Here is a 25,664-nt window from a genome sequence, read left to right on the forward strand (position 1 = left end):
TAGAGTGAAGGGAAATTTCGGCGTGATAAGCTGAAAACCCAGGCAGTTCAAATATACTCGGAAAGTTGCGAGAAAATATGAAGTCTATTGATAGCACCGAACCGGTCGCCGTCATCGATATCGGGTCTAACTCGGTCCGCCTTGTTGTATATGAAGGCGCAGTCCGGGCACCGATATCGATCTTCAACGAAAAAATCCTGGCCGGTCTGGGAATAGACCTGAATGAGACTGGCAGGCTTTTCGAGAGTGGTGTGAACCGCGCTTTGGAAGCTATACCGCGTTACGTCTCGATCGCCCGTTCCATGGGCGCTGTCAGAATTGACATTGTGGCCACGGCCGCAGTGCGGGACGCGGAGAACGGTCCCGATTTTGTACGGGAGATTGAGAAGCGCTGCGAAATCAAGGTTAAGGTCCTGACCGGCGAGGAAGAGGCGCATTTTTCCGGCCTGGGTGTTTTGTCCGGCACGCCGGAGGCGGAAGGGTTGATGGGCGACCTTGGCGGCGGCAGTGTCGAGTTGGTTAGCTTGAAAGATGGCAGCACGGACAAACAGGTTTCCCTTCCGATCGGCCCGCTTCGCCTGGAAGAATGGCAGCATGGTGATGTCAAGGAGCAAGCCCGTTTCGTCGATGCGCAGCTTTCAAACGTAAAGTGGCTTTCCAGAATGAAAGGCAAGGATTTTTATGTCGTGGGCGGTGCCTGGCGAAGCCTTGCCAAATTGCATATCACGCACAGCAATTATCCGCTTCACGTGCTGCATCACTATGAGATGTCCCCGGAAGAGGCACTCTACTATACAGATGACCTCTCGCACATGACGGAAGCAGATCTGGAAGAAGATGGCATCAAAAACCGCCGTCGTGCAGTTTTGCCCTATGCCGCACTTCTGATGAACCGGATCATCAAAATTGCCCAGCCGCGCAAAATTATTTTTTCGGCAAATGGGGTGCGCGAGGGCTGTCTCTATGATCAATTGAGCAGTAAGGATCAGAAAGTCGATCCTCTGATCGATGTTTGCGACCGTATGCCTTGGTCGGTGACCTTCGGCGGCGTGGATGGCTTCAGACTCGCCAAATGGATGGATCAGATCTTTCCTGATAATAAGCCACAGCGGGAGCGCCTTCAGGTGGCGGCATGCCTGCTCTCTGAAATTGGCCGTCTGGAGCATCCGGACTATCGTGTTGACCATACATTGGCCCGTGTGATGCGTTTTCCTTTCGTTGGCATCACCCATGAAGAGCGGGCGTTCGTCGCGCTTGCTGTCGCATCGCGCTATGGCAAATCGATCAGCACCAACCGGTCACGTGCCACAGTCAATCAGTTGATGAATATCCGTGAACGCTCACTGGCCAAGGCAACCGGTTATGCCATGCGGCTGGGCTATGCTTTGTCGGGCGGGGTCGCTTCGAACCTGGATGCCTTCCGGATCAAGCGAGGGGGCAAGAAACTGACTTTGTTCGTGCAGAAAAGCCATGAACATCTGGTTGGCGAGATTGCGGCAACCCGGCTAAAAACCCTTGCCGGTGCCCTCAATCTGGAGCCGAAAATCATGATTGAGTGATTTATCCTGTATGGGGTTCAAAAAAGGCGGCCGAAAGGCCGCCTTTTTTACTCTTCACCAAGCTCAATGATCTTGATGTTGTTTCCTTTGGCGGCCAGCGCCAGACGCCCGGCCTTCAGATCCTCGGCCTGTCGGCCAAACAGCTCATATCGCCATCCATGCATCGCTGGAACATCAGGTTTCTTTTGTCCCGCAATCAGCTCCAGATCGCTGGCATTGGCGATCAGGCGCGAAGCGACCTGATGTTCTTCGCTCTGTTTCTTGAGAAGAACCTTTAGTAGGTCTGAAAGGGGGCCAATGCCATCTGGCAGGCGTTCTTTCTTGGGCACGCGCGGCAGCTCGCTTTCCGGCAGGGCCATGGCTTGGCTGACGGCCGTTAGAAGGCCATTGCCCAGCTTTCCTTCGGCAAAGCCATCAGAGACCCCACGAATTTTGGCAAGCTCCTTGGCGTTTCTGGGTTTGGAACCCGCAATATCCAGAAGGGCCTCGTCACGCACAATACGGTTTTTGGGAACGTCACGCTGCTGAGCTTCCAATTCACGCCAGGCGGCAACTTCCCGCAAGACGGCAAGGAACCGGGGTTCGGTGCCGCGAGATTTAATCTTGCGCCAACTTTCTTTTGGATCAATTTCGAAATTGGACAGCTGGGTGGTACTGACCATTTCCTCCTCGAGCCAGGAATGGCGGTCGGAACGGTCCAATTCAGCTTTAAAAAGCTCATAAATATCACAGAGATGCGTGACATCGCTTAACGCGTAAGCCAGCTGTTTCTGGCTCAAAGGACGCATTGACCAGTCGGTAAAGCGGGCGCTCTTATCCAGCCTTCTGTTCAGGATGCGATTAACCAGCGTTTCATAGCCTACCTGGTCACCGTGACCGGTCACCATGGCAGCGACCTGGGTGTCAAAGACAGGTGAGGGGACCTTACCGGTTTTTTGATAAAAGATTTCCAGATCCTGGCGGCAGGCATGGAAAACCTTTACCAGGTCTTCCTTATTGAGCAGCTCATAAAAGGCGCTCAGATCGATGCCATCGGCGAGAGGATCGATGATGGCCTGATTTTCCTGGCCGGCGACCTGGATGAGGCAGAGTTTGGGATAATAGGTCTTCTCACGGAGAAACTCCGTGTCGACAGTGATATAGTCGAGATCCGCGACTTTTGCACAAAAAGCCGCCAACTCGGCGGTGTCGGTGATGCATTTGATCGTCATGGGCACAACGCATACCTCAGAGTCCGGGATCGGACAAGCGGAGACATGGGCTGATCCATCAGAATGATTCCCGCTCGCACCTTGACAAACAGGGGCAAACCATGGCCTTTCCCCCATAGCTTAAGAACATTGTTTCCCTGGAGAGTTTCATGCATCCGTATCGCACCCATACCTGCGGTCAACTGCGCCTGAGCAACAAGGGTGAAGAAGTCCGGATTTCCGGCTGGATTCACCGCAAGCGCGACCATGGCAATCTGCTGTTTGTGGATCTGCGCGATCATTATGGCATCACCCAGGTGGTGCTGGATACGTCCAGCGAGTTTTTCAACCTGGTTGAGAAAGCTTCGCTTGAATCGGTGATCCGTGTGAACGGTACCGTGGTTCAGCGTACGGAAGAGACCGTCAACCCGGCCATGGATACCGGCGAGATTGAGGTGCAGGCTAAGGATGTTGAAATCCTGTCCCGTGCCGATCAGTTGCCCATGCCTGTGAATCAGGATGCAGGCTATCCGGAAGAAATCCGGTTGAAATACCGCTATCTGGATCTGCGCCGGGAAGAAATGCATGCCAATATCATGCTGCGTTCCAAGGTGATAGCTTCAATCCGTCAGCATATGATCGATCAGGGTTTCACCGAGTTCCAGACCCCGATCCTGACGGCATCCAGCCCGGAAGGTGCCCGTGATTTCCTGGTGCCCAGCCGTTTGCATCCGGGACAATTCTATGCATTGCCTCAGGCCCCGCAGCAATTCAAACAGCTGTTGATGGTGGCGGGCTTTGACCGCTATTTCCAGATCGCCCCTTGTTTCCGTGATGAAGATGCCCGCGCGGACCGTAGCCCGGGAGAATTCTATCAGCTCGATTTTGAGATGAGCTTTGTCACCCAGCAGGATGTTTTTGACGCGATCGAACCGGTTTTCCATTCGGTGTTCACCGAATTTGCCAATGGCCGCGAAGTGTCGCCGATGCCGTTCCGTCAGATTCCGTTTGCGGAATCCATGCTGAAATATGGTTCCGACAAGCCGGATCTGCGTAACCCGATCCTGATTTCCGACGTGACCGAGGCATTTGACGGCTCTGATTTCAAAATTTTCGCCAAACTGATTGGCGAAGGCTTCATCGTTCGTGCGATCCCGGCACCGGGCGCGGCCGCACAGCCGCGCAGCTGGTTCGATAAACTGAACAGTTGGGCGCAGGGAGAAGGCCAGGCCGGTCTCGGCTATATCAACTTTAAGGAAGACGGTCCTGCTGGCCCGATCGCTAAAAACCTGGATGAGGCACGCATTGCCAAAATCAAGGAACTGGCTGGTGTGGATACCGGTGATGCGGTCTTCTTTGCCTGCGGGAAACCTGGCAAAATCGAGGAATTTGCTGGTGCGGCCCGGACCCGTATCGGCAATGACCTTGAGCTGATCGACGAAAATAAGTTTGAATTCTGCTGGATCGTTGATTTCCCGATGTTCGAATTCGACGAAAAAGAAGGCAAGATCGAGTTTTCTCATAACCCGTTCTCCATGCCGCAGGGTGGTATGGAAGCACTGGAAAACCAGGATCCGCTGACCATCAATGCTTATCAGTATGATATTGTCTGTAACGGTATCGAACTTTCTTCCGGTGCGATCCGAAACCATCTGCCGGAAGTGATGTACAAGGCCTTTGATATCGCCGGTTACGGCCCTGAAGTCGTGGAAGAGCGTTTTGGCGGCATGATCAGCGCGCTGAAACTGGGCGCGCCGCCGCATGGTGGCTGTGCGCCGGGTATTGACCGTATTGTGATGCTGTTGGCAGGAACCGAGAATATCCGTGAGATCACGGCCTTCCCGATGAACCAGATGGCGCAGGATTTGATGATGGGAGCACCGGCCATGGTGGACGATCATCAGCTGAAAGACGTACATTTGCGCGTTGCGATGCCGCTGGAAACCAAGTCGGAATAACAAGCCGGCTGGCGAACAATCAGCTTTTATGGGGAAAGGGCGGTTTTAACCGCCCTTTTTCTTGTCTTTCATGGAATATTGGCCTGTTGTAGGCTGTTCCTTGGGGGAAATTTCAAGACTGAACTTTTCATTATTGGCTTATGCGCTACTTTTGTCTTGGGGGCAGGGTTGCGCGTCGATTGGTATCGTGACGGAACGGGAGAAGTTATGGGGATCAGAAGAAAAAGGTTGGCTGCCGCCCTGCTTGCGTCATCGCTGTTGGTCTCCGCCTGTAGTTCTCAGCCGATGGATTCTGCAGGGCAGGATTTTTATCGGGCGTTCAGTGCCCGCAATTGGCACCAGGCGTCTGAGATCTATAACCTCAATCAGGATTATTTTTCTGATGAGGAAGAAGAATTTGAAAGCACAATGGATCTGGTTGCCCGTGGCCTGAACCATGAATTTGTTCCAAAGCTGGAACAGTCCAAGAAAAAAATCGCCAAAATACAATGGCCTGAAACCAGGGATCGCTGGGGGACCGTTGGGGATAGTCTTGCCCAAGCCCGGGCATTGCTCGCGCAGTATAATGAGCATGAAATATTGAAGATCGAGCGTTACCGCGCTTACTCTGTCGATCGATTGCAAGAGACGCTTTTTGAAATTGAGTCAAAGATTGCAACTTCGGCACCGGCGCATTTTTCAGCCTTCGACCATTTTGGCAGCCAGTCCTTTTTTGAGATCTATCCCGTTGCCCTGGATCGCTCCCGTTTCATGACGCGGCATTATCCTGTCCTGCGTGATGAGGTGGAGCGGGCGAACCTCGTCCAATTGGATCGGTTTTTGAATAATTATCGTGTCGGCCAGGAATTGACCGGCCTGGCAGCGGAACATGCCCAGGGCCGGTATGTGGAGGCACTGACCCATCGATATACCGGCGGCAGCAATCCGGATCTGCTGGATTCCTGGTCTGTGTTGCAGCAAGCGCAAGCCAAAGGGATCGAGACAAAACAGGAGGCTATGGGACGTTTCGTTGTTGTTGAGATTCCGAGCAGGCCGCGTCTGGGGGAGCCGGGGATCGCATTTCCGGTAACGTTGGAAGACGACATGGCTTTTGAGATCCGGCAGGCCAGCCTTGAAAAGGCATTGCAAGATCCGGTTGGTGCACAAGCCGACTATTTGATCCTGGTGGATCTTGCTGCGTCCGCTACGCTTTTGAAGAAAGGCGGAACCTCCAAAATTCCATCGCGCTATTACAGCCATTCAACCTATTTAACGAATCCAAAATACACTGCTGCCCAGGCTGAATTCCAAGAAGCGCAACGGGCTCTGCAGCAGGCGAACGCGAACCGCAGTCGCCGGTCGGGACAAAATGGCGGATTTGGCACGGGGTCGGCGGACGCCTGGGCCGCAGTGATCGGTGAGATTTTGACAACTGCCGCCGGATCTTCGGAGGTTGCTGCCGCGGAAGAACGGCTGGAGAGGGCTCAGGAGGAGCTGAACCGCATTCCACCTCAGATAGAGCATAAGCAATACCAAGAATACCATGTGAGCCGTGTGAGCTTCTCTGGCAGCAAGTCCTATCAGTTCAACTATTATGTACTGGATCGGAAAAGCGGGAAATATGTACGCGGTTCGCTCAACCGGACTTTGGAACAGGATTTTGTCCGGCTGGAAGGTCTTAAACCCTCTGATCCCTATGCGGAGAAGTTACAAGAGGGAACGGTAGATGAGGACTATCTTCAACGATGGCGTGACAAGGCTGTCACCGTGAAGATGTCGGATATTGTTGAGGATTACAAATTGCGCCGCTCCAGGGCTGGACGGTTACCGGTATTAGCAATGGTACAACAGGATCTGTATGACCAGCGGAATATGTCTTTGCGGCAATCCCGGGAAAGAAAAGTTGCAGCGACCAGAAGGCCGGATGATAAATTCGGGGTTTCTCAGGAAGCTGGCGATAAAGCGCGACCCATTACCGGAGAGATAACAGAAGTTGGTTTTGGGCGTGTGGCAGACTACAAATTCCCGGAAGGCCGCACCAATTCCAATGCCTTTGCTATTGTGATCGGGGTGCGGAATTATGATGATCGCGATATTCCGCCGGTGGATTATGCGTTGAACGATGCGGATGCGGTTCGCCAGTATTTGATCAAGACGCGCGGCTTTCCCGCGGAAAATATCGTCATGCTGGAAAATCCGACCCAGTCAGCGCTGATGGCTCAGTTTGGTAGTGAAAACAACCACAAGGGCAAACTCTATGACACGGTACGGGAGGAAGGCATTCGTGAGGTCTTCGTTTTCTTTTCCGGTCATGGCATTCCAAGGGAAGGTGGCACTGGCGTCCTCATGCCGCGGGATGGAGATCCTCTTAAACCGGAATTCACAGGATATGGTTTAGATACCCTGATTCAAAACCTGAACAGATTGCCCGATGTACGCGTGACACTTGCTGTCGACAGCTGTTTTTCCGGTGTCTCGGCCGGGGGGAGTCTTATTCGGCAGGCATCGCCCGTTTTTCTCTCTTCCCAGGCAACCAGGCGTGGTCTGGATAATGGCGTGGTCTTCACAGCTGCTGATGGCAGCGAAATTGCCTCCTGGGACAGTTCTGTCCGGTTGGGCCTGTTTACCCGGCATCTGCTGGAAGGCTTGATTGGGAAGGCGGATCAATTTGGTGACAAGAGTGGAACGGTAGAGGTTTACGAGATGGACCGCTATCTTAGGGAGGCAGTCGGCAAGGATGCCAACAGGCGTTTTTCGCGCCGTCAAACCCCGCAAACCCTTGGTGATCCGGATCTGACGATCAATGAAATAACGGACGTGAAGGTGACCAGTATTGATCAGATCATGGGGCTGGCGGATTGATCAGTCGAGAAAATCACGGATATCGGAGAAGACCGCTTCAAACATTTTGACGGTCAGGCGCCCGGTGTTCAGATTGTAGCGGGAGCAATGGTAGCTGTCGAAGAGGGTGACCCCGTTTTCAAGCGTCTTTCTTGCGCGATGGGCGAATTTCATGGAAGACTGCTTTTCACCGAAGACTTTCAAGGCTCGTTGATGAGCCAGTTTTCCAAGGTTCAAGACGGCTTGCAGGTTGGACATCGCCGCGATTTCCGCTTCGAGAAAAGGCATGCAGGCATTTGCTTCCGCGCCTGTGGGGCGGTTTTCGGGCGGGACACATCTGACCGCGTTGCTGACCCGACTATCGGTCATCAAAACGGTTGCAGCGTCATGATTTTCGTAATTCCCCTCGGCAAACCCGTATTTGATCAGGAACCGATACAAATAATCACCGGATCCGTCACCGGAAAAGGGCAGGCCGCTCATATTTGCCCCTTTCAAACCTGGGGCAAGGCCCAAGACCAGCAATCTCGCTTTCAGGCTGCCATAACCCTCAACGGGCGCGTTATGCCAGCCGGGCTCCCGTTCCCGCCAGTTTTGGCGAAATGCCAAAAGCCTGGGGCATTTGCAACAGTTCTTGTCTGGGATCAGCATCCGGGTTTGTCGGTTGGATCAAAGATGCTCCACATGGGCTTCGTCGTCTTCTTCCTCATAGAAGCTGTCGTCGGGAAAGTCGTCAAATTCCGGATCGCCGACCTGCTTGCCATTTTTGGGTGTTGCGCCGGCACCATGAAAATTGCGGGCAATATCTTTGGCAATGGCAGAAAGCTCGATGAAATTATCGGCTTGGCGCCGCAATTCGTCGGCAATCATCGGCGGGCTGCTCTTTATCGTGCTGACGACGGTAACGCGAACGCCTTTGCGTTGGATCGCCTCGACCAACCGGCGGAAATCACCGTCACCTGAAAATAGTACCACATGATCGAGATGCTGGGCCATTTCCAGTACATCTATGGCCAGCTCCATATCCATATTGCCCTTGATCTTGCGACGGCCCTGAGCATCCGTAAATTCCTTGGCCGGTTTGGTGACCATGGTATAGCCGTTATAGTCAAGCCAATCGACCAATGGGCGGATCGGGGAATATTCCTGATCCTCAAAGAGAGCGGTATAATAAAAGGCGCGGATCATTTGGCCTTTTTCTCGAAATACCGACAGAAGCTTCTTGTAGTCGATATCAAAGCCAAGTGCACGGGCGGCGGAATAAAGATTTGCGCCATCAATAAAAAGAGCCAGACGTTCCTGCTTGTAAATGCCAATCGGCATGGCGAATTCCCTTAATAAAATCAGTTTTTTATATGCTTTTTTTGAATAGAAGGCGTAACGAACGCACCAGAGATATGTAGAATAAAAATTCGATTAAATGACTATTCGGATTACGGTTTCCTTCAAATATAGCTCAGGGTAGCAAATGCCCGACCAACATCAAGCGTAATTTACATTTTTCAGCCTTTTGGTTAAAACTGGAAAAAGATGCTGAAAAGGCTGGGAAAGCGACTTGCGTTTGGGGGTGACTATCCCTATATTCTCGGCCTTCCTAACAGGTAAGAAGCTCAAGGAAAGGTCCCCTCATGGCCCGCGTAACAGTTGAAGACTGTGTAGAAAAAGTCCCGAACCGGTTTGATCTGGTGATGCTCGCTGCCCAGCGTGCCCGTGAAATCGCGACTGGTGCGACCCTGACGATTGACCGCGATCGTGATAAGAACCCGGTTGTCGCCCTGCGAGAAATCGCGGATGAGACTGTTGAGCTCGACAATCTTGAAAACGGCCTGATCAAGGGGCTGCAAAAGCAGGTTGATATTGAAGAGCCGGAAGACGAGGCAGAACTGCATGAACTGCTGTCCGCGGCACCTGCTGCTGTTGAAGCTGAAGAATCTGCAGCTCCGGCTGAAGACACCGAATTACCGACAGGCATCCGGTTTGAAGATGTAGATCTTCCCAATACGGAAGACTGATGCGGAAGGGCGGCTGTTCTATCCAATGGTCGCGTTCCGTGTTAACCTGTATCCCACAAGGGAGTGAATGGCCATGATGCGCCAATACGAGCTTGTGGAGCAGATTAAGACCTATGACCCGGGCGCGGATGAGGATGCTCTCAACCGCGCCTATGTTTATTCCATGAAGGCGCATGGCAATCAGCTCCGCGCCTCTGGCGATCCTTATTTTTCCCACCCTGTCGAAGTCGCCGGTCTTCTGTGCGACAAGAAGCTGGATGCGGCTTCAATCATCACCGGGCTGTTGCATGACACCGTGGAAGACACGGATGCAACGGTTGAAGATATTGAAAGCCTGTTCGGTGCTGAGATCGCTCAATTGGTTGATGGGGTCACCAAGCTTTCCCAGCTGGAACATCAGTCGGATGAAAACAAGCAGGCGGAAAACTTCCGCAAGCTTGTGCTTGCCATGTCCAAGGATATCCGCGTCCTCATGGTGAAGCTGGCGGACCGGCTACACAATATGCGCACTCTTCATTTCATCAAGAAAGAAGAAAAGCGTCGCCGGATTTCCAGGGAGACCATGGATATCTATGTCCCGCTGGCCGAGCGGATCGGTATTCGGGACTGGAAAGAGGAGCTGGAAGAGTTGGCTTTCCGGGAACTGAACCCGGATGCGCGCTCTTCCATCATCAATCGCCTCAATTTCCTGAGCGACCAGGGCGAGGGGCTCATTGACCGTATCATTGCCGGTGTGAAAGGTCTTCTGGCGGAAAACGGTCTGACAGCGGAAGTGAAGGGCCGCCAGAAAACACCCTATTCCATCTGGAAAAAAATGCAGCGGCAAAATGTCGGCTTTGAACAGCTGTCCGACATTATGGCTTTCCGGGTGATTGTTGGCAGTAATGACGAATGCTATCAGGCTCTGGGTGCGATTCACGGTGCCTATTCCGTGGTGCCGGGCCGGTTCAAGGATTATATCTCCCTGCCCAAGCCAAATGGATACAGGTCACTGCATACCGGGGTGATCGGTCCGGAAAACCAGCGTATTGAAGTGCAGATCCGCACCCGTGAAATGAACGAGATCGCGGAGTTGGGGGTTGCCGCCCATTGGCAATATAAACAATCGGGCAGTGGCCAGGCCAACAAGGAAGGCAGCCAATATCGCTGGATGCGCGATATGCTGGATATCCTGGCCAATGCGTCCAATCCGGACGAATTCCTGGAACATACCAAGATGGAAATGTTCTCGGATCAGGTTTTTGTCTTCACGCCCAAAGGCGACCTGCATGCGCTGCCACGTGGCGCGACACCTGTTGACTTCGCCTACGCGGTCCATACCGATATCGGGGATCACTGTGTTGCCAGCAAGGTAAACGGCAGAATTGTGCCGTTGCGGACCAAGCTGCGCAATGGTGACCAGGTGGAAGTTTCTACCTCCAAGGCGCAGACACCCAACCCGGCCTGGGAAGGGTTTGTGGTGACCGGTAAGGCACGTGCCTGCATCCGGAAATTTATCCGCTCCCGCCAGCGCGATCAATATGCCAGCCTGGGGCGCGAGATCGTTGAAAAAACCTTCCGCCAGGCCAATTATGAAAAGTCCGAAAAATCACTGAAATCTGTCACCGAGCGGTTTCAATGTGACGACATTGACGAGCTTTATGTCCGGGTCGGCGAAGGGCAGATTACCGGCCGTGACGTCCTCTATGCGGTTTATCCGGGGGCCAAGGATGCAGAGACGGCAAAGAAAACACCGACCACAAGGGCAAAGGACCTGCCGTCCCACGCAATCCCTGTGCGCGGCCTTATCGCCGGCATGGCGGTGCATTACGCAAAATGCTGCCATCCTTTGCCTGGCGATCGGATCGTTGGCATCGTGACCACCGGAAAAGGGGTGACGATCCATACAATCGATTGCCGCACCCTGGAGGCCTTTGCAGACATGCCAGAGCGCTGGTTGGATGTTTCCTGGGAGCAAGATACCGAAGAAACCGCAAGCTTTGTTGGCCGTGTGCATGCGGTATTGTCGAATGAGCCGGGGGCACTGGCATCGCTGACCTCCGCGATCGGCCGCGATGGCGGTAATATCATCAATCTCAAATTCACCAACCGCGGACAGGATTTCTTTGACATCCTCGTGGATGTGGAGGTGACGGATGTGCGACAGCTGAACAATATCCTGGCAGCCCTGCGTGCCACGCCGGAAGTGAATACGGTAGAGCGGTCCCACGGCTGACAGCGGAGATATTCATGATCATTGGCATTGGCACGGATCTTTGTGACATTTCGCGGATCGAAAAGACCTTGCAACGGTTTGGCGATCGTTTTTTGAATAAAACGTATCGGCATCAGGAACAGCAACGCGCGGCGCGAAGACCCGCCAAGCAGGCCGACCGGTTGGCCCAGATGTTTGCTGCGAAAGAGGCTTGCTCCAAAGCTTTGGGGACGGGGTTGCGCAATGGAGTCTGGCTGACAACGATGGAGGTTGTGCCTTTGCCCAGCGGCAAGCCGACATTGCAGTTGCATGGCGGGGCTCTTGCGAGACTCGAAGCGCTGACGCCGGCGGGAATGGTGCCGCATCTTGATGTCTCGCTGACCGATGAAAGTGGTTTGGCCCACGCAATGGTGGTGATTTCAGCTGTTCCGAAGGAATGGAAAATCGAACGCGGTTGACAGGCGAGGGGCTCGCCGCCCATAACCGCTAAACGCCGTGGCACATTGGCTACAGATAGTTCGAAGGCAGAAAATTGGCTGAAAAATTGAAAACCGAGAATTCGAAATCGACGGATAAAGTCGAGCGCAAGGAAGAAAGCTGGCTGGAAACGGTCAAGACCCTGGGTTGGGCCGTTGGCATCGCGCTGGTTGTGCGCACTTTCTTTTTCGAACCCTTCAATATCCCATCGGGGTCCATGATCCCGACACTTCTGGTTGGCGACTATATGTTCGTGAACAAGATGTCTTATGGGTATAGCAAATACAGCCTGCCAAAAGCATTCATCCCGTTTGAGGGGCGAATTTTCTCGGATATCCCGGAACGAGGTGATGTTGCGGTTTTTCGCAAGCCAAGCGATACAAGCATTGATTATGTGAAACGCATTATCGGTTTGCCAGGTGACGAGATCGAGGTCCGTTCCGGGGTGCTGCATATCAATGGCGCACCGGTCAGCCGCCGGAAGGTGGATATTGACAGCCTTGATATGGACAAGCGGCTGGATCTGAATTTCCCGGGCAGCAATGCCAATGGTGGGGACAAGGATTTCCAGATGTATGTTGAAACCCTTCCCAACGGTCGGGAGCACTATATCCTGGAATCGGGCGGGGATGACATGCGCAATGATAATACCGGCGTCTATACGGTTCCCGAAGGCCACTATTTTGCCATGGGTGATAACCGGGATAATTCGCTGGACAGCCGGTATCCGACTGTCGGTTTTGTGCCGCATGAAAACCTGATCGGCAAAGCGACTTTCTTCTTCTTCTCCATTGATGATGATGCCCACTGGTATTTGCCTTGGACCTGGCCGGGTGCCATTCGTTATGGACGTTTGCTCAACAGCATAGATTAATGACCGTGTATGATGCGTTATTCGCCCGGCTAGGGCATGAATTTGAAAATGTTGAGCGCCTTGAACAGGCGCTCACTCATCGCAGTGCGAGCCATGGCCAGGATATCGGCTATGAACGGCTGGAGTTTCTGGGCGACCGGATCTTGGGGCTGTGCATAGCCGATATGCTGATGCAGGCTTTTCCAGAGGAGCCGGAAGGAGCGTTATCCAGACGGTTGAACGCGCTTGTTCGGCAAGAAACGCTTGCAGAAATTGCTGCGGAAATCGGTTTGAACGATTATCTGCGCCTGGGCAAGGCGGAAGAAGAATCTGGTGCCTCGGATAATCCCGCGATCCTGGCTGATGTCTGTGAAGCTGTTATTGCCGCACTTTACCGGGACAGTGGTCTTGACGCATCCCGTCGGTTCATCAAGCGCTACTGGGAAAAGCGTCTTGAGAAATCCAGCCGACCTCCGAAGGACGCAAAATCGAGCCTTCAGGAATGGGCGATGGCCCGTAAGATTCCGCTGCCAGAATATGAAACGATAGAAAAAGAGGGGCCGGATCATGCGCCGGTCTTTACGATACAAGTATCTGTGCGAGGCAAGGAGCCCGCACAGGCAACAGGTGATTCCAAACGATCCGCGGAGCAAAAAGCCGCAGAAATCCTGTTGAACCGGTTGTTAGGGGACATCAAATGACCATGCCAGATAATATGCGGTCGGGTTTTGTAGCCCTCATCGGCGCGCCAAATGCCGGAAAGTCGACCTTGTTGAACCGGTTTGTCGGCGCGAAGGTCTCGATCGTCACACATAAGGTCCAAACCACTAGAACACGTGTGCTTGGTGTTGCCTTGGCTGGTGATGCTCAAATTGTTTTTGTCGATACGCCCGGGATTTTCACGCCTAAGCGCCGGCTGGATCGTGCTATGGTCGCGGCTGCCTGGGAAGGGGTGAACGATTCTGATCTGACGGTCCTTTTGATTGACGCCGAAGGTGGTTTGCGTCCGGATGTTCAAAACATTGTGGATGGTCTTGCCAAGTCAAATAAGAAGGCTGTGCTCGCCCTCAATAAGATTGACGCGGTTAAGCGTGAAGATCTTCTTGCATTGGCAGCCAAGCTCAATGAAAGCGGTGTTTTCACCGATACTTTCATGATTTCGGCCTTGAAGGGCGACGGCACCAAGGATCTTCTGGAACATCTTTCCAATGCCATGAAGCCCGGCCCTTGGATGTTCCCGGAAGAACAGCTGACAGACATGCCTATGATGCTGTTATCCGCGGAAATTACCCGAGAGAAGCTTTTCTTGAATGTTCATCAGGAACTGCCTTATGAACTGACGGTTGAAACCGAGACCTGGGAAAATTTCAAGGATGGCAGTGTTAAGATCGAGCAGACAATATACGTCAGCCGGGAAAGCCAGCGTGCGATCATTCTGGGGAAGGGCGGGCAGCGTGTGAAACGCATTGGTGCCGCCGCGCGCGAGGAATTGCAGGAGATGCTTGAACGGCGCGTTCATCTGATGCTCTACGTTAAAGTCAGGGAAAACTGGTCTGATGATCCCTCGCGCTACAAGTTGTGGAACCTGGATTACAATGCCTGACCACGCCAGTTGTTAAGCCTGGGAAATGACCTATCGGCAAAGATGTTATTCTTAAGGCCTCGTTGCAGTGTTGCAGCGGGGCCTTCATTGTTATTGCAGATCAATTGCTTGTGAGGGGGTATGGCGATCAAGGTTACACATTTGGACCATTTTGTCCTAACGGTCGCGGATATTGACCGGACCTGTGATTTTTATCAATCCGTGTTTGGTATGCGCCGGGAAGATTTTGGCGAGGGCCGGACCTGTCTCGTCTTTGGATCGCAGAAAATAAATTTACACCTGGTTGGCAAAGAACTGGAACCCAAGGCAAGGGCAGCTGGCCCCGGGACCGGTGATATCTGCCTGATCACGCAAGCATCCGCCGATGAGATCGGGCGTCATCTCTCTGCGTTTGATGTGGAAATTATTGATGGCCCGGTCCTGCGCACGGGCGCGCAGGGGCCGATCACATCCTATTATTTTCGAGATCCGGACGGCAATCTGCTGGAATTATCCTGTTATGGCGACGCCTAACGCAGTTTGCGGATGCCGGCAGGTTCCAGTTTGTCACCGCCCACCGGAATGGAGCGATAAAAACAGCTTTCATATCCGACATGGCAGCATCCGCCGTCCCCGCCAGGGAGAATCTTGATCCAGATGGCATCCTGGTCGCAATCCGTCCGAATGTCAGTCACTTTTTGAACCTGGCCGCTGGTAGCGCCCTTATGCCACAGCTCTCCCCTGGAGCGGCTCCAATAATGGGCTTCTCCGGTCTGGATGGTCAGTTCCAGCGATTCTTCATTCATATAGGCCATCATCAGGACATCGCCGGTTTTCGCATGGGTGGCAACCACGGGTAATAAACCGTCCGAACCGAATTTGGGGGCAAAGACACTGCCTTCCTCCAATTCTGATTTGCTGAGCTTGTTGCGTTCGGTCATGAGCTGTAATCCCTGATGCAAAAACAAAAATCCCCCGGAGCAGGCCCCGGGAGAGGTATGTCGTAGCTTCACGTTTGAGACAAGGATTATTGTTAGCGCATGCGTGCAAGGCGCACCGTCATGGGGGCTGTTTCAGACCGCTTGGACGAGTACATATTCACATCCGCCTGATGCATGATCACGTCCGCATCAGTATCGGGGCCGTAATATTCAACGCCGACACTGGCGGCAACCTTGATGCTTTGACCGCGCCAGGGCACGGTGAGCGCATTGAGCGAATCAGAAAGTTGTTTCGCCTTTTTAGAACCAAGATCCTTGCTGGTGCCGGAGAGGATTACCGCAAATTCGTCGCCGCCAAGGCGGGAAACAGCATCCAGCTGTCGCGTTTGGCGGGACAAGAGAGTTGCAACCGAAGCAAGCACCAAATCACCTGCAGTATGGCCGAAAGTGTCATTAATTTGTTTGAAGCCGTCCAGGTCAATCATCAAAAGCACACCGGACTCATCTTGTCGGCGGGCACGTTCCAGGCTGCGCTCCAGGGCTTTTCTAAACCCACGACGGTTTAGAATGCCCGTCACTTCGTCCGTTACGGACAATCGACGCAAACGGGTCAGCTCCCGGCCTAGCTTTTCCAGCGCTTCTTGGGCACTGGCAGCATCCCGGATCGCACTTTCCAAAAGCTTGCGATAGGCAACATCAGGCTCTGTCTCCGGATCGATGGATGAAAGGAGCCTGTTGGTTACAGCACGAAGCTGGTTGCGTTCCTCATCCGTCTCCTGAGAAATCAGGATGGTTTCTAGCTGTTTTTCCATTATCGGTTCTCCCGATGCCTTTGACTTCTCTCCGGCAACGCCGCCGGGTCATTTGACGCATTTGCAGATACGATTCGCAATTCCTGTGCCATATTGTGGATATGGAAAAAATACAGTTGTAGTTAACGGTTAGCAGGCTCAATGGGGAAAGGTCGGAATCAATTGCCCGGAACTAGGCAATTTTGGTTCGCAGTTTTTGCCTATTGAGGCGGAAAGCCTTTGACAAGAGCTGATGGCCCAAGTTTTTCACGGATCTCCGTGATCGTTTTATCCAAATGTGCCTTTCTAAGAGAGTCCGGATTTGCGAGGCTTGGTGGATCTGCTTCAGATGCTTCGACCAATTCTGAGCCACCAATTCCCATCAGGCGATATGCGGTTCCGTTGATTTCCGGTTTCAGAAGATCCAGGCCGATGTTGAAAAAAATTTCAGCCCGCTGGGTTGGATCCGGCAATGTCTTGCTCCGGGTGATCAAGTGGAAATCCCGATCCTTGAGCTTCAGGGTAACCGTTCGGGCTCCATAGCCTTTCTTCTGCATGCGGGCGGAGAGCTTATCACACATCTTGGACAGCTCGGCGGCAAGGATTTCGAAACTATCGATATCCGTATCGAAGGTGTATTCCACCGAAATGCTTTTGGTTTCCGATTCGGGTTCAACCTTCCGGCTGTCTTGACCCCTTGCAAATCTGTACAACCTGCGGCCCATCACACCATATCGCTTGATCAGGCTATGCTCATCTTCCCGCAGCAGATCGCCAATGACCTGAAAACCATTTTGGTTGAGCTTTTTCTCAAGGGCCTTGCCCACCCCCCAGATCATATTCACTGGTTTGTCGGCAAGGAACGTTTGCGCTTCCTTCTGACCGATGATCGCGAAGCCCCTTGGCTTCTCAAGGTCTGAGGCCACCTTGGCAAGGAATTTATTGTAGCTGAGCCCCACAGAGGCGGAGACCCCGATCCGGTTTTCGATGCGCCGGATGAGACCCGCCAAAGTTTGGGCTGGCGGGGTGCCGTGCAAACGCTCGGTGCCCGCCAGATCCAGGAAAGCCTCATCGATGGAAAGTGGTTCAACCAGAGGAGTAACTGCACGCATTAATTTCCTGATCTCTTGGCCTACGGCAGCATATTTCTCCATATTCGGGCGGATCACCACGGCATCGGGGCAGAGATCCAGTGCCTTATACATCGGCATGGCAGAGCGCACACCATAAACCCTTGCGACATAACAGGCTGCCGAGACCACACCCCGATGACCGCCGCCAATAATGACAGGCTTGTCCCGCAGGCTGGGATCATCCCGTTTTTCAACGGTCGCGTAGAAGGAATCACAATCGATATGGGCAAGGGAAAGGGACGGCAATTCATCATGAATGGCCAAACGGGGTGAGCCGCAGCGCGGGCAACGGCCATCACCCGGCGCACCAGCCCACAAATGCAGGCAATCACGGCAAAGAGAATGCAAATCAGGATGGTCGTTCAACGCTCTTCTATATCCCATAACCAGGCGGCCCCCCGGACGCCGCTGGCGTCACCGTGGCGGGGCGGCAGGATTTTCGTTTCAATGCTATCAGAAAAGGCGAAGGACTGCAGTAGATCCGGCAGGGTCCGATAGAGGCGGTCAATGCGTGAAAGGCCACCACCAAGGATGATCGCATCAGGATCCAGCATGTTGACCACGCCAGCCAATCCGCGGGCCAGCCTGTTTTCAAAGAGAGAAAAGACCGGGCCGGCAATGGGGTGGTCTTCTTCTGCCAGCAGCGCGATCTGCGTCGCGCGCAGAGGGGGGCCGCCTGCTTCGACGAACTGCTTCTCAAGGGCGGGCCCTTTGATCAGGCTTTCGATGCACCCTTGTTTGCCGCAATAGCAAGGGGTGGACCGCTCACGATCATCCTGTGGCCAGGGCAGGGGACTGTGACCCCATTCACCGGCAATCCGGTTGCATCCGTCGATAACCTGCCTGTTGATGGAAATCCCGCCGCCGATACCGGTGCCGAGTATAACACCAAACACGGAATTGAAACCGGCACCGGCACCATCAATCGACTCAGAGAGCGTGAAGCAATTGGCATCATTCATCATTCTCACAGGACGTTCCAGACGGGCTTCGAGATCCTCCTTCAATGGCCGCCCATTAAGGTAAGTGGAATTGGCATTCTTGATCAGGCCAGTTTTGGGGGATATTGCACCGGGCATGCCGATCCCGACCGAACATGGTTGGCCGCATTGCCGCTCAATGTCGAAAACAAGCTCTTTCAACCGGTCGAGGACGGTTTCATATTCCCATGCAGGGGTGTCAATTCGGTCGTGGTGGTGTTCTTTGCCGGTATCGTCAAGGGCGATTGATTCGATCTTGGTGCCTCCCAGATCGATCCCGATGCGGATCTTCTTCATGCCGGTTCTACCGATGTGTTTATAGCTATTTTATTGTGCTATGCAGGGATTTGGAACAATTGATAAAAAATGCTTCTGGGCTACGGATTTAGGTGGCTTTAATAGTTTATTTGTGTTGTCATGATAGCGTGCTCGAGAGGAGCCGTTATGTTTTTAAATGCGGCATCCCGGAAAGATGGTCGCCAGATAACAGGGTAGAGAAGGTATCATGTCCAAAACAGTTATGATTGTCGAGGACAACGAACTCAATATGAAGTTGTTCCATGATCTGCTGGAAGCACGGGGCTATAACATCCTGGAAACAAGAGACGGCATGGAAGCGCTGAAAATGGCGCGAACCGAGAAACCTGATCTGATCCTGATGGATATCCAGCTTCCCGAAGTATCGGGGTTGGAAGTGACCAAATGGTTGAAGGAAGATGATGACTTGCGGTCGATCCCGGTCATTGCCGTCACGGCATTTGCCATGAAAGGTGACGAGGAGAAAATCCGGGAGGGCGGTTGCGAAGCCTATATCGCAAAACCGATCTCGGTCAGCAGTTTTCTTGCGACCGTCGAACAGTTTTTAAGCTAACACGCAGAATGTGGTGATATGACAGCCAGGGTTCTCGTTGTTGACGACTTAAAACCGAACGTCAAACTTCTCGAAGCAAAGCTTACTGCCGAGTATTTTGATGTTATTACCGCCAGTGACGGTCCGTCCGCCCTAGTCGCTGTGGATGAACATTCCCCCGATATCATCCTTTTGGATGTGATGATGCCCGGCATGGATGGTTTTGAAGTCTGCCGCCGGATTAAGGAAAATCCGGCCACCATGCATATTCCCGTCATCATGGTCACGGCCTTGTCTGACAGTACGGATCGGGTGAGGGGGCTTGAGTCCGGTGCTGATGATTTCCTGACCAAACCGGTGAATGATACGGCCATGTTCGCTCGTGTCCGGTCTTTGGTACGGCTCAAGATGATGACGGATGAATGGCGGCTGCGGGAGCAAACTTCCGGGCAGCTAGGCGTTATTCGCAATGAAGAGCCGCTATCGACGGTTGATGCCTCCCATGCACAGGTTCTGGTGGTTGAGGATAGTCGTGTCGATAGTGCCAAGATTGTTGATACGCTGGCTCAGGATAATGACGATGTGATTGCCGTCACAAACCTGACGGATGCGGAAGCGCAACTGGCTGAAAAGCGATTTGAGCTGGTGGTGATCAATCTCAGGCTTCGCCAGGAAGACGCTCTTCGTTTCTGCAGCCATATGCGCGCAAAAGAAGTGACGCGCGCAACACCCATTCTGATGGTGGCGGAAGAAGATGACACGGATCGCCTGGCCAAGGGGCTTGATCTTGGAATCAATGACTATTTGATCAAGCCGATCGACCGGAACGAATTGCTGGCCAGAAGCCGGACACAGATCCGTCGCCAGCGTTATCAGGACCGTTTGCGGGATAATTATGAGCGCAGCCTCGCCATGGCGCTTACGGACAGCCTGACAGGTTTGTATAACAGGCGTTATGTGACCGCGCATCTGGGCGGCATGATCGAACAGCATGCCCGTAGTGGTAAGCCCTTGTCTTTGCTGGTTTTCGATATCGATTTTTTCAAGACGGTCAATGATTCCTATGGTCATGCTGCTGGTGATGAAGTTCTGATCGAGCTGTCCCAGCGTGTGGTCAAGAATGTCCGCAATGTGGATATGGTTGCCCGTATGGGCGGCGAGGAATTCATGGTGATTATGCCGGATACGGATATGGAGATCGCTGCTTTGATCTCTGATCGGCTGCGTGATTATGTTTCCATGGATCCTTATGTGTTCCAGGAACAACCCGAAGGCATAACCATCTCCATTTCCATTGGCCTGACCACCATGCAGAGTGATGACGATGCCGACAGCCTCTTCAAGAAGGCGGATGATGCTCTTTATGAAGCCAAGCGCCAGGGGCGCAACCGTGTTGTTGCCTGGATCGAAGGGGAGATGGTCCTGAAAGGCGCAGGCGAACCCGCGCAGCCTCATGGTGGGCGTAAGCCGGTGTAAGGGCTTTTTCTATTAACGCGGCCTTAAACTCATTGATCCGCTTCGAAATAAAAAAGGCTGCCAAAGGGCAGCCTTTTTTTCATCAAACAAAAAGCCTGATGATTATTTCATTTTGGACTCGCGGTATACGACATGCTTGCGCACAACCGGGTCGTATTTTTTGAGTTCCAATTTTTCGGTGATGTTCCGCGGGTTCTTCTTGGTGACATAGAAGTGACCGGTATCAGCGGTGCTCACCAGCTTGATTGCCATTGTAGCAGGTTTAGCCATCGTAATCGTCCTGAATTGATGAGCGCCGTAGCGCCAAGTTCATTGAATCTGCCGGGCAAAATACATGGGAAATCCGCCAAGTCAAGTATCAACTGGTCGTGCGGCTGTCGGTCCAGCTGATTTCAAGACCTTCCGTGCCGTAAGTAAAGAGAGGGACAGGACCGGTATCCACTAAAGCTGTCGACAAACGGTGGTGATGCAAGGCCTGCTGCATGACCGCTGCGGTTATGTCGGCCAGCCACTGACGTGTGTTCTCCGCATGAGGGTCATACCAACCAATTGCTTCTAATTCCCCATCAACGTTGCCATTGGAGGTGAAAGTAGCCGGATCCATCATGTAAAACCGTGTGTCGAACCGAATCGGGCTTTCTTTGGGAGTGATGGCCCGGGCAATTTCCTTGTAGCGGGGAAGCTCTTCGGAACAGTTGGACAAATGCCATCCCGTTTCTTCATGGCATTCCCGCAGGGCTGTTAGGATAGGAAGTTTTGGGTCTTCGTTATCTTCAACCCGCCCACCGGGGAAAACCAGGAAACCTGGCATGAACCGCAAAGTTTGCAGCCGCCGCCCCATCAGGAATTCTGGATGGCCGGTTGACCTGTTGTCTCTAAGTAGCACCAGGCTGGCTGCTGGGTATGGGGTTGCATAATCAGGCAAGACAGTCAGCTTCCATCTGCAGAGAAAGGCAGGGCCAGCGCATCGTCAAACAGCTTTTTGTCATTCAGCAGAGTAACTGCCGCCTCTAGGTCCAAGTCGCGCGTATCATCTGCCTGCCATGAGCAGGAGCGCCTGAAACTGCTGATTTTGGCTGAAGAATCATATTGCATGCGCCGCAGCTTGTTAAAGGCCTTCTGAGTTTGAGAGGCTTGTTTGCGTAGGGTGACAAGAACGGCGGCAATACCGTTATCAAATCCTGCCGTGCAGATGGTCGGTAATACACCATAACCGTTGATCATGTATTTCCCTGCGGTGCGATAATAAGCCCAGGTCAGGTCGAGCTTGCCTCCATTAGGCAGGTCTTGGAAAACCTGGACAGCCCCTTTGCCATAACTGATGGAACCCACCACCACTGCACGCCTGTTATCCTGCAAAGCTGCCGCCAGTATTTCCGCCGAACTGGCCGTTGCGCCGTCAATTAGGACAACGATGGGTAGGCCATTAAGCACGTCGCCTCTAAGGGCCCTGTATTGACGACGGCTCCGGAAATGGCGTCCGGATTCACTTAAGATTTCTCCCCGATCCATGAATAAATCGGCCACCTCAATCGCTTGTATGAGCAGACCACCGGCGTTACCACGCAGATCCAAAATCAGTCCCCGCCACTTCCGTGCTTGGATATCCATGCGTTTCCGAAGCATTGTCCTAAATTGGCTCGACGTTTTTGCGTTGAAAATGGAAATGCGAACCACAGGAAAGTAGGGGTCATCATTGAAGGTGACAGAATCTGGAATAACCCTGGCACGCACCAGTTCAAAATCCTCTGCGCGTTCTACGCCTGGTCGCCTGATACGAATGTTTAAGATAGATCCTTTAGTGCCGATCAGTTTGGCACGGGCTTCATGTAGCGAGAGTTCCGGGGCAGGTATTTCATCAATAGCAATCACTTCACTGCCAGGAATAAGGCCAGCCCGCTCGGCAGGGGAATCGGCCTCTATCGCGGTTACCTTTAAAAGGCCATCAATGGCGCTGAGCTTCAAGCCAACGCCATCCTTTCCCTCCAGTGCTGCAATGATATCCACGGCATCATTTGGGCCGTAATAACGTGAAAACGGGTCTAAGGCACTTAGGCTGGTATTTAAGAAGCCGTTCAATAATTGTTCGTTGCTAAGGCTTGCGACCTTGCTGGAGGTTTCTTGTGCTTTTCTCAGGAGGATACTGGCGGTTTGAGACCATCGCGTCGCGGATCTTGCATGAGGTGCAGCCCGTTCGGCCACGACCTCGTCATTCATCGTCAGTTTAACGGTTTGCCCCTCATAGAGGATGCTGAGATCGGGATCCGTTTTTTGAAGGTATACCAAACCGTTCAGCACAATCTTTTCGGCATCGACGTCATCGACATAAAATTGAGCAATCTGGGCGATCGCCTGCTCGATCGGCTTTTGAACCTCATCCGCAAAATTTTGGTTGAACGGCCAAAGATTGTTCGTCTGACACCCAGATGACAACAGGACGAAGATCGACAGCAGCAAACGAAAACCGTGGCTGCGGAGGCTTATATCGGCGCAGCAGGTCGGACTGGTTTGTCTGGGAAAAATCAAATGTGCCCTCATGGCACCATTTTTACCGCAGGCGGACACGGCTTGGAAGTGGTTTCCTAACGTTTCCTCTGAGGCTTGCGTCCTGTTTTTCGTGGCTTACCGCGAAATTTGCCACCGCTTTTGCGTTGAGGCGCCTGCCGACGGGCATTTTTGCGCGCGGTCATGTTGATTTTCCCACCATCTTCCATGTGGAAGACCATGCCGCCGGTGACTTTATCGGCTTCAGCCAGTTTAACCGTCACGGTTTCACCAAGCGTATAGGTAAGGCCGGTATGCTGGCCAACCAACGCATGAAGAACTTCGTCATGGAAATACCTGTCGTCGGGCAATGTACTGACCGGCACAAGACCATCGGCCTGTGTTTCATCCAATGTCACAAACAGGCCAAATCTTGTCACGCCGTTGATGCGTCCCTTGAAGCTTGCACCGATCCGGTCTGCCATGAAGGCGGTGATGTAGCGTTCTGTAGCTTCGCGTTCCGCCACGGCGGCACGCCTTTCCGTCTGGGAAATAGCTTCTCCGATATCCTCAAACTCAGCGGCCTGTTCATCCGGTAAGCCATCTTTGCCAAGCCCATAAGCGGAGATCAGAGACCGATGCACCAGCAAGTCCGCATAACGCCTGATCGGGGAGGTGAAATGCGCATAAGAATGCAGCGCCAAGCCAAAATGACCGAGATTTTCCGGAGAATAAACTGCCTGCGCCTGTGAGCGAAGGATCAGGCTGGAGACCAGTTCTGTTTTTTCGGTGCCGGCCGCTTGCTTAAGGATGCCCGTGAAATGCAGCGGTTTGACCACTGTGCCTTTGGCCAATTTATACCCAAGGCTGTCCAGGCTTTCTCTCAAGGCTTCCATTTTTTCCATCGAGGGGCTGTCATGAACACGATACATGACAGCCCGGTTTTTCTTTTCCAGCGCAAGAGCTGCGGCCACATTCGCCGTGATCATGAATTCTTCGATCAACTTGTGGCTGTCCAGGCGTTCGCGCTTGGAGATATGGGAAACCTGGCCGTCATCGCCAAGGATGACTCGGGTTTCCGGAATATCCAGCTCCAGGGTACCGCGTTTCTCACGGTTGCGATTAAGTGCTTCGTAAGCCCCGAAGAGCGGCTCTATGACATCTTTCCTAAGCGGGGAGGCGGTTTCATCCTCAAAGCCATCCAGGACCTTCTGGACCTGCTCATAGGTCAACCTGGCAGCAGAGCGCATCAGGCCACGGACGAACTCATAACTGATCAGTTTGCCGTTTTTGTCGATCCACATATGGACAGCCATGCAGGCGCGGTCTTCATTGGGGCGCAGCGAGCAGAGATCATTGGAAAGCCGTTCGGGCAGCATAGGCACAACCCGGTCGGGGAAATAGCATGAATTTCCGCGTTCCCGGGCGGATCGATCCAAGGCACCGCCAGCCTTTACGTAATAAGAAACATCGGCGATGGCGACAAGTAGATGCCAGCCCCCTTTATTCTTTTCGGATGGGTCCGGTTCTGCCCAGACAGCATCGTCAAAATCACGGGCGTCGGCACCATCGATCGTCACCAACGGGTATCCCCGCAGGTCCGTTCGTTTACCAAGTGCCGCCGGTTTCAGCTTTTCCGTTTCAGCTAAGACCGTTTCATGGAATTCAACAGGAATTCCCTGGGCATGAATGGTGATCAGACTGTAGGCCTTCGGATCGGAGAAGGATCCGACGATCTCGACTACACGGGCGGGACGGGGACCGAGGGCTTTTCCCGGAAGAGGCTCGGCCAGTACCAGTTGACCGGGTTTTGCGTCCTTCATATCACCGGGGTTAATCTTATATTCCCGGCTGTTCTTCCGGTCGGTTGGCTTCAGGACACAACCATGTTTTGCTTCTTCCAACAGGCCCAGCACCTTTTGAGCACCGGGTTTCAGAATGCGGATGGGCTGAGCCTCATATTCAAATTCAGACAGACGCCTTAGGCGGGCAAGCACCCGGTCACCAGGCTTGGGCGCGGCACCCGACCGACGGGACGGCACCACTAAAATGCTGATTTCTTCTGCATGGTCGCCGACCGGCTTGGCGTGAAGTTCGCCATCAAGGTCGGCGTAGGAAACCTCAATAATCGAGACTTCGGGCAGGCTGCCCCGGGCGGCAACCCGTTTTTTGTGCCCCTGGTCAATCAGGCCATCTGCTGCCAACTCCTTGAGCAGTCCGCGCAATTGCGCGCGCATGTCACCTTTGATCTGAAAGGCCCGCGCTATCTCCCGCTTTCCCACCGGGGTTGGGCTTTCATTGATGAATTCAAGCAGCTGTTCCTTAGTGGGAAGGGCGGGAATATGTTTGGGCGGGCGGGCCAAA

Annotated in this window: 23 protein-coding genes; 12 read left to right on the forward strand and 11 right to left on the reverse strand. The window is 53.1% G+C overall.

The window, feature by feature from the left end:
* The first annotated feature begins 77 nt into the window (after window positions 1–77).
* Complete coding sequence (locus DFP90_RS11700; RefSeq protein ID WP_115936674.1) at window positions 78–1,559, forward strand: Ppx/GppA family phosphatase; 1,482 nt, start codon at window positions 78–80, stop codon at window positions 1,557–1,559.
* Between the two features lie 47 nt (window positions 1,560–1,606).
* Here DFP90_RS11700 and rnd read toward each other — a convergent pair whose 3' ends face one another.
* Window positions 1,607–2,770: a ribonuclease D gene (gene rnd, locus DFP90_RS11705; protein ID WP_115936675.1), complete on the reverse strand. Its 1,164-nt coding sequence runs from the start codon at window positions 2,768–2,770 to the stop codon at window positions 1,607–1,609.
* Between the two features lie 149 nt (window positions 2,771–2,919).
* Between rnd and aspS the strand changes: the two genes are divergently transcribed.
* On the forward strand, window positions 2,920–4,707 hold the full coding sequence (aspS, locus tag DFP90_RS11710; protein WP_115936676.1) for an aspartate--tRNA ligase: 1,788 nt from the start codon (window positions 2,920–2,922) through the stop codon (window positions 4,705–4,707).
* 207 nt (window positions 4,708–4,914) lie between these two features.
* Entirely contained in the window at window positions 4,915–7,548 is a 2,634-nt protein-coding gene (locus DFP90_RS11715) for a caspase family protein (RefSeq protein WP_115936677.1), read from the forward strand.
* On the opposite strand, the gene DFP90_RS11720 is transcribed toward DFP90_RS11715, so the two are convergent.
* Window positions 7,549–8,136 (reverse strand): uracil-DNA glycosylase, encoded by a 588-nt coding sequence (locus tag DFP90_RS11720; RefSeq protein ID WP_245957046.1) that lies wholly within the window; start codon window positions 8,134–8,136, stop codon window positions 7,549–7,551.
* Window positions 8,137–8,196: 60 nt separating this feature from the next.
* Window positions 8,197–8,844 carry a LabA-like NYN domain-containing protein gene (locus tag DFP90_RS11725; RefSeq protein WP_115936878.1) on the reverse strand — a complete coding sequence of 216 codons (648 nt, stop codon included), beginning with the start codon at window positions 8,842–8,844 and terminating at the stop codon, window positions 8,197–8,199.
* Window positions 8,845–9,155: 311 nt separating this feature from the next.
* Between DFP90_RS11725 and rpoZ the strand changes: the two genes are divergently transcribed.
* From rpoZ to DFP90_RS11760, 7 genes are all read left to right on the forward strand, one after another.
* Window positions 9,156–9,539: a DNA-directed RNA polymerase subunit omega gene (rpoZ, locus tag DFP90_RS11730; RefSeq protein WP_115936679.1), complete on the forward strand. Its 384-nt coding sequence runs from the start codon at window positions 9,156–9,158 to the stop codon at window positions 9,537–9,539.
* 73 nt (window positions 9,540–9,612) lie between these two features.
* Window positions 9,613–11,754, forward strand: coding sequence for a RelA/SpoT family protein (locus DFP90_RS11735; protein WP_115936879.1), 2,142 nt, complete (start codon window positions 9,613–9,615; stop codon window positions 11,752–11,754).
* A gap of 14 nt (window positions 11,755–11,768) precedes the next feature.
* On the forward strand, window positions 11,769–12,191 hold the full coding sequence (gene acpS / locus DFP90_RS11740; RefSeq protein WP_115936680.1) for a holo-ACP synthase: 423 nt from the start codon (window positions 11,769–11,771) through the stop codon (window positions 12,189–12,191).
* A gap of 74 nt (window positions 12,192–12,265) precedes the next feature.
* Window positions 12,266–13,084 carry a signal peptidase I gene (gene lepB / locus DFP90_RS11745; RefSeq protein ID WP_245957047.1) on the forward strand — a complete coding sequence of 273 codons (819 nt, stop codon included), beginning with the start codon at window positions 12,266–12,268 and terminating at the stop codon, window positions 13,082–13,084.
* Complete coding sequence (gene rnc, locus DFP90_RS11750) at window positions 13,084–13,764, forward strand: ribonuclease III (RefSeq protein ID WP_115936681.1); 681 nt, start codon at window positions 13,084–13,086, stop codon at window positions 13,762–13,764. Before lepB ends, rnc begins: the two co-directional genes overlap by 1 nt.
* 2 nt (window positions 13,765–13,766) lie before the next feature.
* Window positions 13,767–14,666 carry a GTPase Era gene (gene era, locus DFP90_RS11755; RefSeq protein ID WP_115936881.1) on the forward strand — a complete coding sequence of 300 codons (900 nt, stop codon included), beginning with the start codon at window positions 13,767–13,769 and terminating at the stop codon, window positions 14,664–14,666.
* Window positions 14,667–14,786: 120 nt separating this feature from the next.
* A complete protein-coding gene (locus DFP90_RS11760) occupies window positions 14,787–15,179 on the forward strand; it encodes a VOC family protein (protein WP_115936682.1) in 393 nt (130 codons plus the stop codon).
* Here DFP90_RS11760 and hisI read toward each other — a convergent pair.
* The 4 genes from hisI to DFP90_RS11780 all read right to left on the reverse strand — a co-directional run bounded on the left by hisI (window position 15,176) and on the right by DFP90_RS11780 (window position 18,787).
* On the reverse strand, window positions 15,176–15,586 hold the full coding sequence (gene hisI / locus DFP90_RS11765; protein ID WP_115936683.1) for a phosphoribosyl-AMP cyclohydrolase: 411 nt from the start codon (window positions 15,584–15,586) through the stop codon (window positions 15,176–15,178). The genes DFP90_RS11760 and hisI overlap by 4 nt on opposite strands.
* 92 nt (window positions 15,587–15,678) lie before the next feature.
* Window positions 15,679–16,398 carry a GGDEF domain-containing protein gene (locus tag DFP90_RS11770; protein WP_115936684.1) on the reverse strand — a complete coding sequence of 240 codons (720 nt, stop codon included), beginning with the start codon at window positions 16,396–16,398 and terminating at the stop codon, window positions 15,679–15,681.
* A gap of 200 nt (window positions 16,399–16,598) precedes the next feature.
* Window positions 16,599–17,894 (reverse strand): DNA polymerase IV, encoded by a 1,296-nt coding sequence (locus DFP90_RS11775; RefSeq protein ID WP_115936685.1) that lies wholly within the window; start codon window positions 17,892–17,894, stop codon window positions 16,599–16,601.
* Window positions 17,873–18,787 (reverse strand): ROK family protein, encoded by a 915-nt coding sequence (locus DFP90_RS11780; RefSeq protein ID WP_218044656.1) that lies wholly within the window; start codon window positions 18,785–18,787, stop codon window positions 17,873–17,875. The genes DFP90_RS11775 and DFP90_RS11780 overlap by 22 nt, the downstream gene beginning before the upstream one ends.
* Window positions 18,788–18,995: 208 nt before the next feature.
* On the opposite strand from DFP90_RS11780, the gene DFP90_RS11785 reads away from it, so the two are divergent.
* Both DFP90_RS11785 and DFP90_RS11790 read left to right on the forward strand, forming a co-directional pair.
* Window positions 18,996–19,361 (forward strand): response regulator, encoded by a 366-nt coding sequence (locus DFP90_RS11785; protein WP_115936686.1) that lies wholly within the window; start codon window positions 18,996–18,998, stop codon window positions 19,359–19,361.
* Between the two features lie 18 nt (window positions 19,362–19,379).
* A complete protein-coding gene (locus tag DFP90_RS11790; protein WP_115936687.1) occupies window positions 19,380–20,816 on the forward strand; it encodes a PleD family two-component system response regulator in 1,437 nt (478 codons plus the stop codon).
* Window positions 20,817–20,918: 102 nt separating this feature from the next.
* Here the strand turns inward: DFP90_RS11790 and rpmG are convergent, their stop codons facing one another.
* The 4 genes from rpmG to rnr form a co-directional block, all read right to left on the reverse strand.
* Window positions 20,919–21,086, reverse strand: coding sequence for a 50S ribosomal protein L33 (gene rpmG / locus DFP90_RS11795; RefSeq protein WP_115936688.1), 168 nt, complete (start codon window positions 21,084–21,086; stop codon window positions 20,919–20,921).
* An 88-nt stretch (window positions 21,087–21,174) separates the two neighbouring features.
* Window positions 21,175–21,741, reverse strand: a complete 567-nt coding sequence (locus DFP90_RS11800) for an NUDIX domain-containing protein (RefSeq protein WP_342767800.1) — start codon at window positions 21,739–21,741, stop codon at window positions 21,175–21,177.
* A gap of 5 nt (window positions 21,742–21,746) precedes the next feature.
* On the reverse strand, window positions 21,747–23,381 hold the full coding sequence (locus DFP90_RS11805) for a S41 family peptidase (protein WP_115936690.1): 1,635 nt from the start codon (window positions 23,379–23,381) through the stop codon (window positions 21,747–21,749).
* Between the two features lie 17 nt (window positions 23,382–23,398).
* The gene (rnr, locus tag DFP90_RS11810) at window positions 23,399–25,663 is read right to left on the reverse strand and encodes a ribonuclease R (protein WP_245957049.1); all 2,265 of its coding nucleotides are present in this window, start codon (window positions 25,661–25,663) and stop codon (window positions 23,399–23,401) included.
* Window position 25,664: the final 1 nt, after the last annotated feature.

Source organism: Aestuariispira insulae, from assembly GCF_003385955.1.
GTDB lineage: Bacteria > Pseudomonadota > Alphaproteobacteria > UBA8366 > Aestuariispiraceae > Aestuariispira > Aestuariispira insulae.

Excerpts from the sequence above, each read along its gene's own strand:
- hisI (WP_115936683.1), bottom strand. The coding sequence starts at position 15,586 with ATGACCGAACGCAACAAGCTCAGCAAATCAGAATTGGAGGAAGGCAGT.
- rnd (WP_115936675.1), bottom strand. The coding sequence starts at position 2,770 with ATGACGATCAAATGCATCACCGACACCGCCGAGTTGGCGGCTTTTTGT.
- rpmG (WP_115936688.1), bottom strand. The coding sequence starts at position 21,086 with ATGGCTAAACCTGCTACAATGGCAATCAAGCTGGTGAGCACCGCTGAT.
- era (WP_115936881.1), top strand. The coding sequence starts at position 13,767 with ATGCCAGATAATATGCGGTCGGGTTTTGTAGCCCTCATCGGCGCGCCA.
- aspS (WP_115936676.1), top strand. The coding sequence starts at position 2,920 with ATGCATCCGTATCGCACCCATACCTGCGGTCAACTGCGCCTGAGCAAC.
- DFP90_RS11775 (WP_115936685.1), bottom strand. The coding sequence starts at position 17,894 with ATGGGATATAGAAGAGCGTTGAACGACCATCCTGATTTGCATTCTCTT.
- DFP90_RS11715 (WP_115936677.1), top strand. The coding sequence starts at position 4,915 with ATGGGGATCAGAAGAAAAAGGTTGGCTGCCGCCCTGCTTGCGTCATCG.
- rnc (WP_115936681.1), top strand. The coding sequence starts at position 13,084 with ATGACCGTGTATGATGCGTTATTCGCCCGGCTAGGGCATGAATTTGAA.
- DFP90_RS11700 (WP_115936674.1), top strand. The coding sequence starts at position 78 with ATGAAGTCTATTGATAGCACCGAACCGGTCGCCGTCATCGATATCGGG.
- DFP90_RS11790 (WP_115936687.1), top strand. The coding sequence starts at position 19,380 with ATGACAGCCAGGGTTCTCGTTGTTGACGACTTAAAACCGAACGTCAAA.
- DFP90_RS11770 (WP_115936684.1), bottom strand. The coding sequence starts at position 16,398 with ATGGAAAAACAGCTAGAAACCATCCTGATTTCTCAGGAGACGGATGAG.
- rpoZ (WP_115936679.1), top strand. The coding sequence starts at position 9,156 with ATGGCCCGCGTAACAGTTGAAGACTGTGTAGAAAAAGTCCCGAACCGG.
- DFP90_RS11780 (WP_218044656.1), bottom strand. The coding sequence starts at position 18,787 with ATGAAGAAGATCCGCATCGGGATCGATCTGGGAGGCACCAAGATCGAA.
- DFP90_RS11785 (WP_115936686.1), top strand. The coding sequence starts at position 18,996 with ATGTCCAAAACAGTTATGATTGTCGAGGACAACGAACTCAATATGAAG.
- acpS (WP_115936680.1), top strand. The coding sequence starts at position 11,769 with ATGATCATTGGCATTGGCACGGATCTTTGTGACATTTCGCGGATCGAA.
- DFP90_RS11735 (WP_115936879.1), top strand. The coding sequence starts at position 9,613 with ATGATGCGCCAATACGAGCTTGTGGAGCAGATTAAGACCTATGACCCG.
- DFP90_RS11760 (WP_115936682.1), top strand. The coding sequence starts at position 14,787 with ATGGCGATCAAGGTTACACATTTGGACCATTTTGTCCTAACGGTCGCG.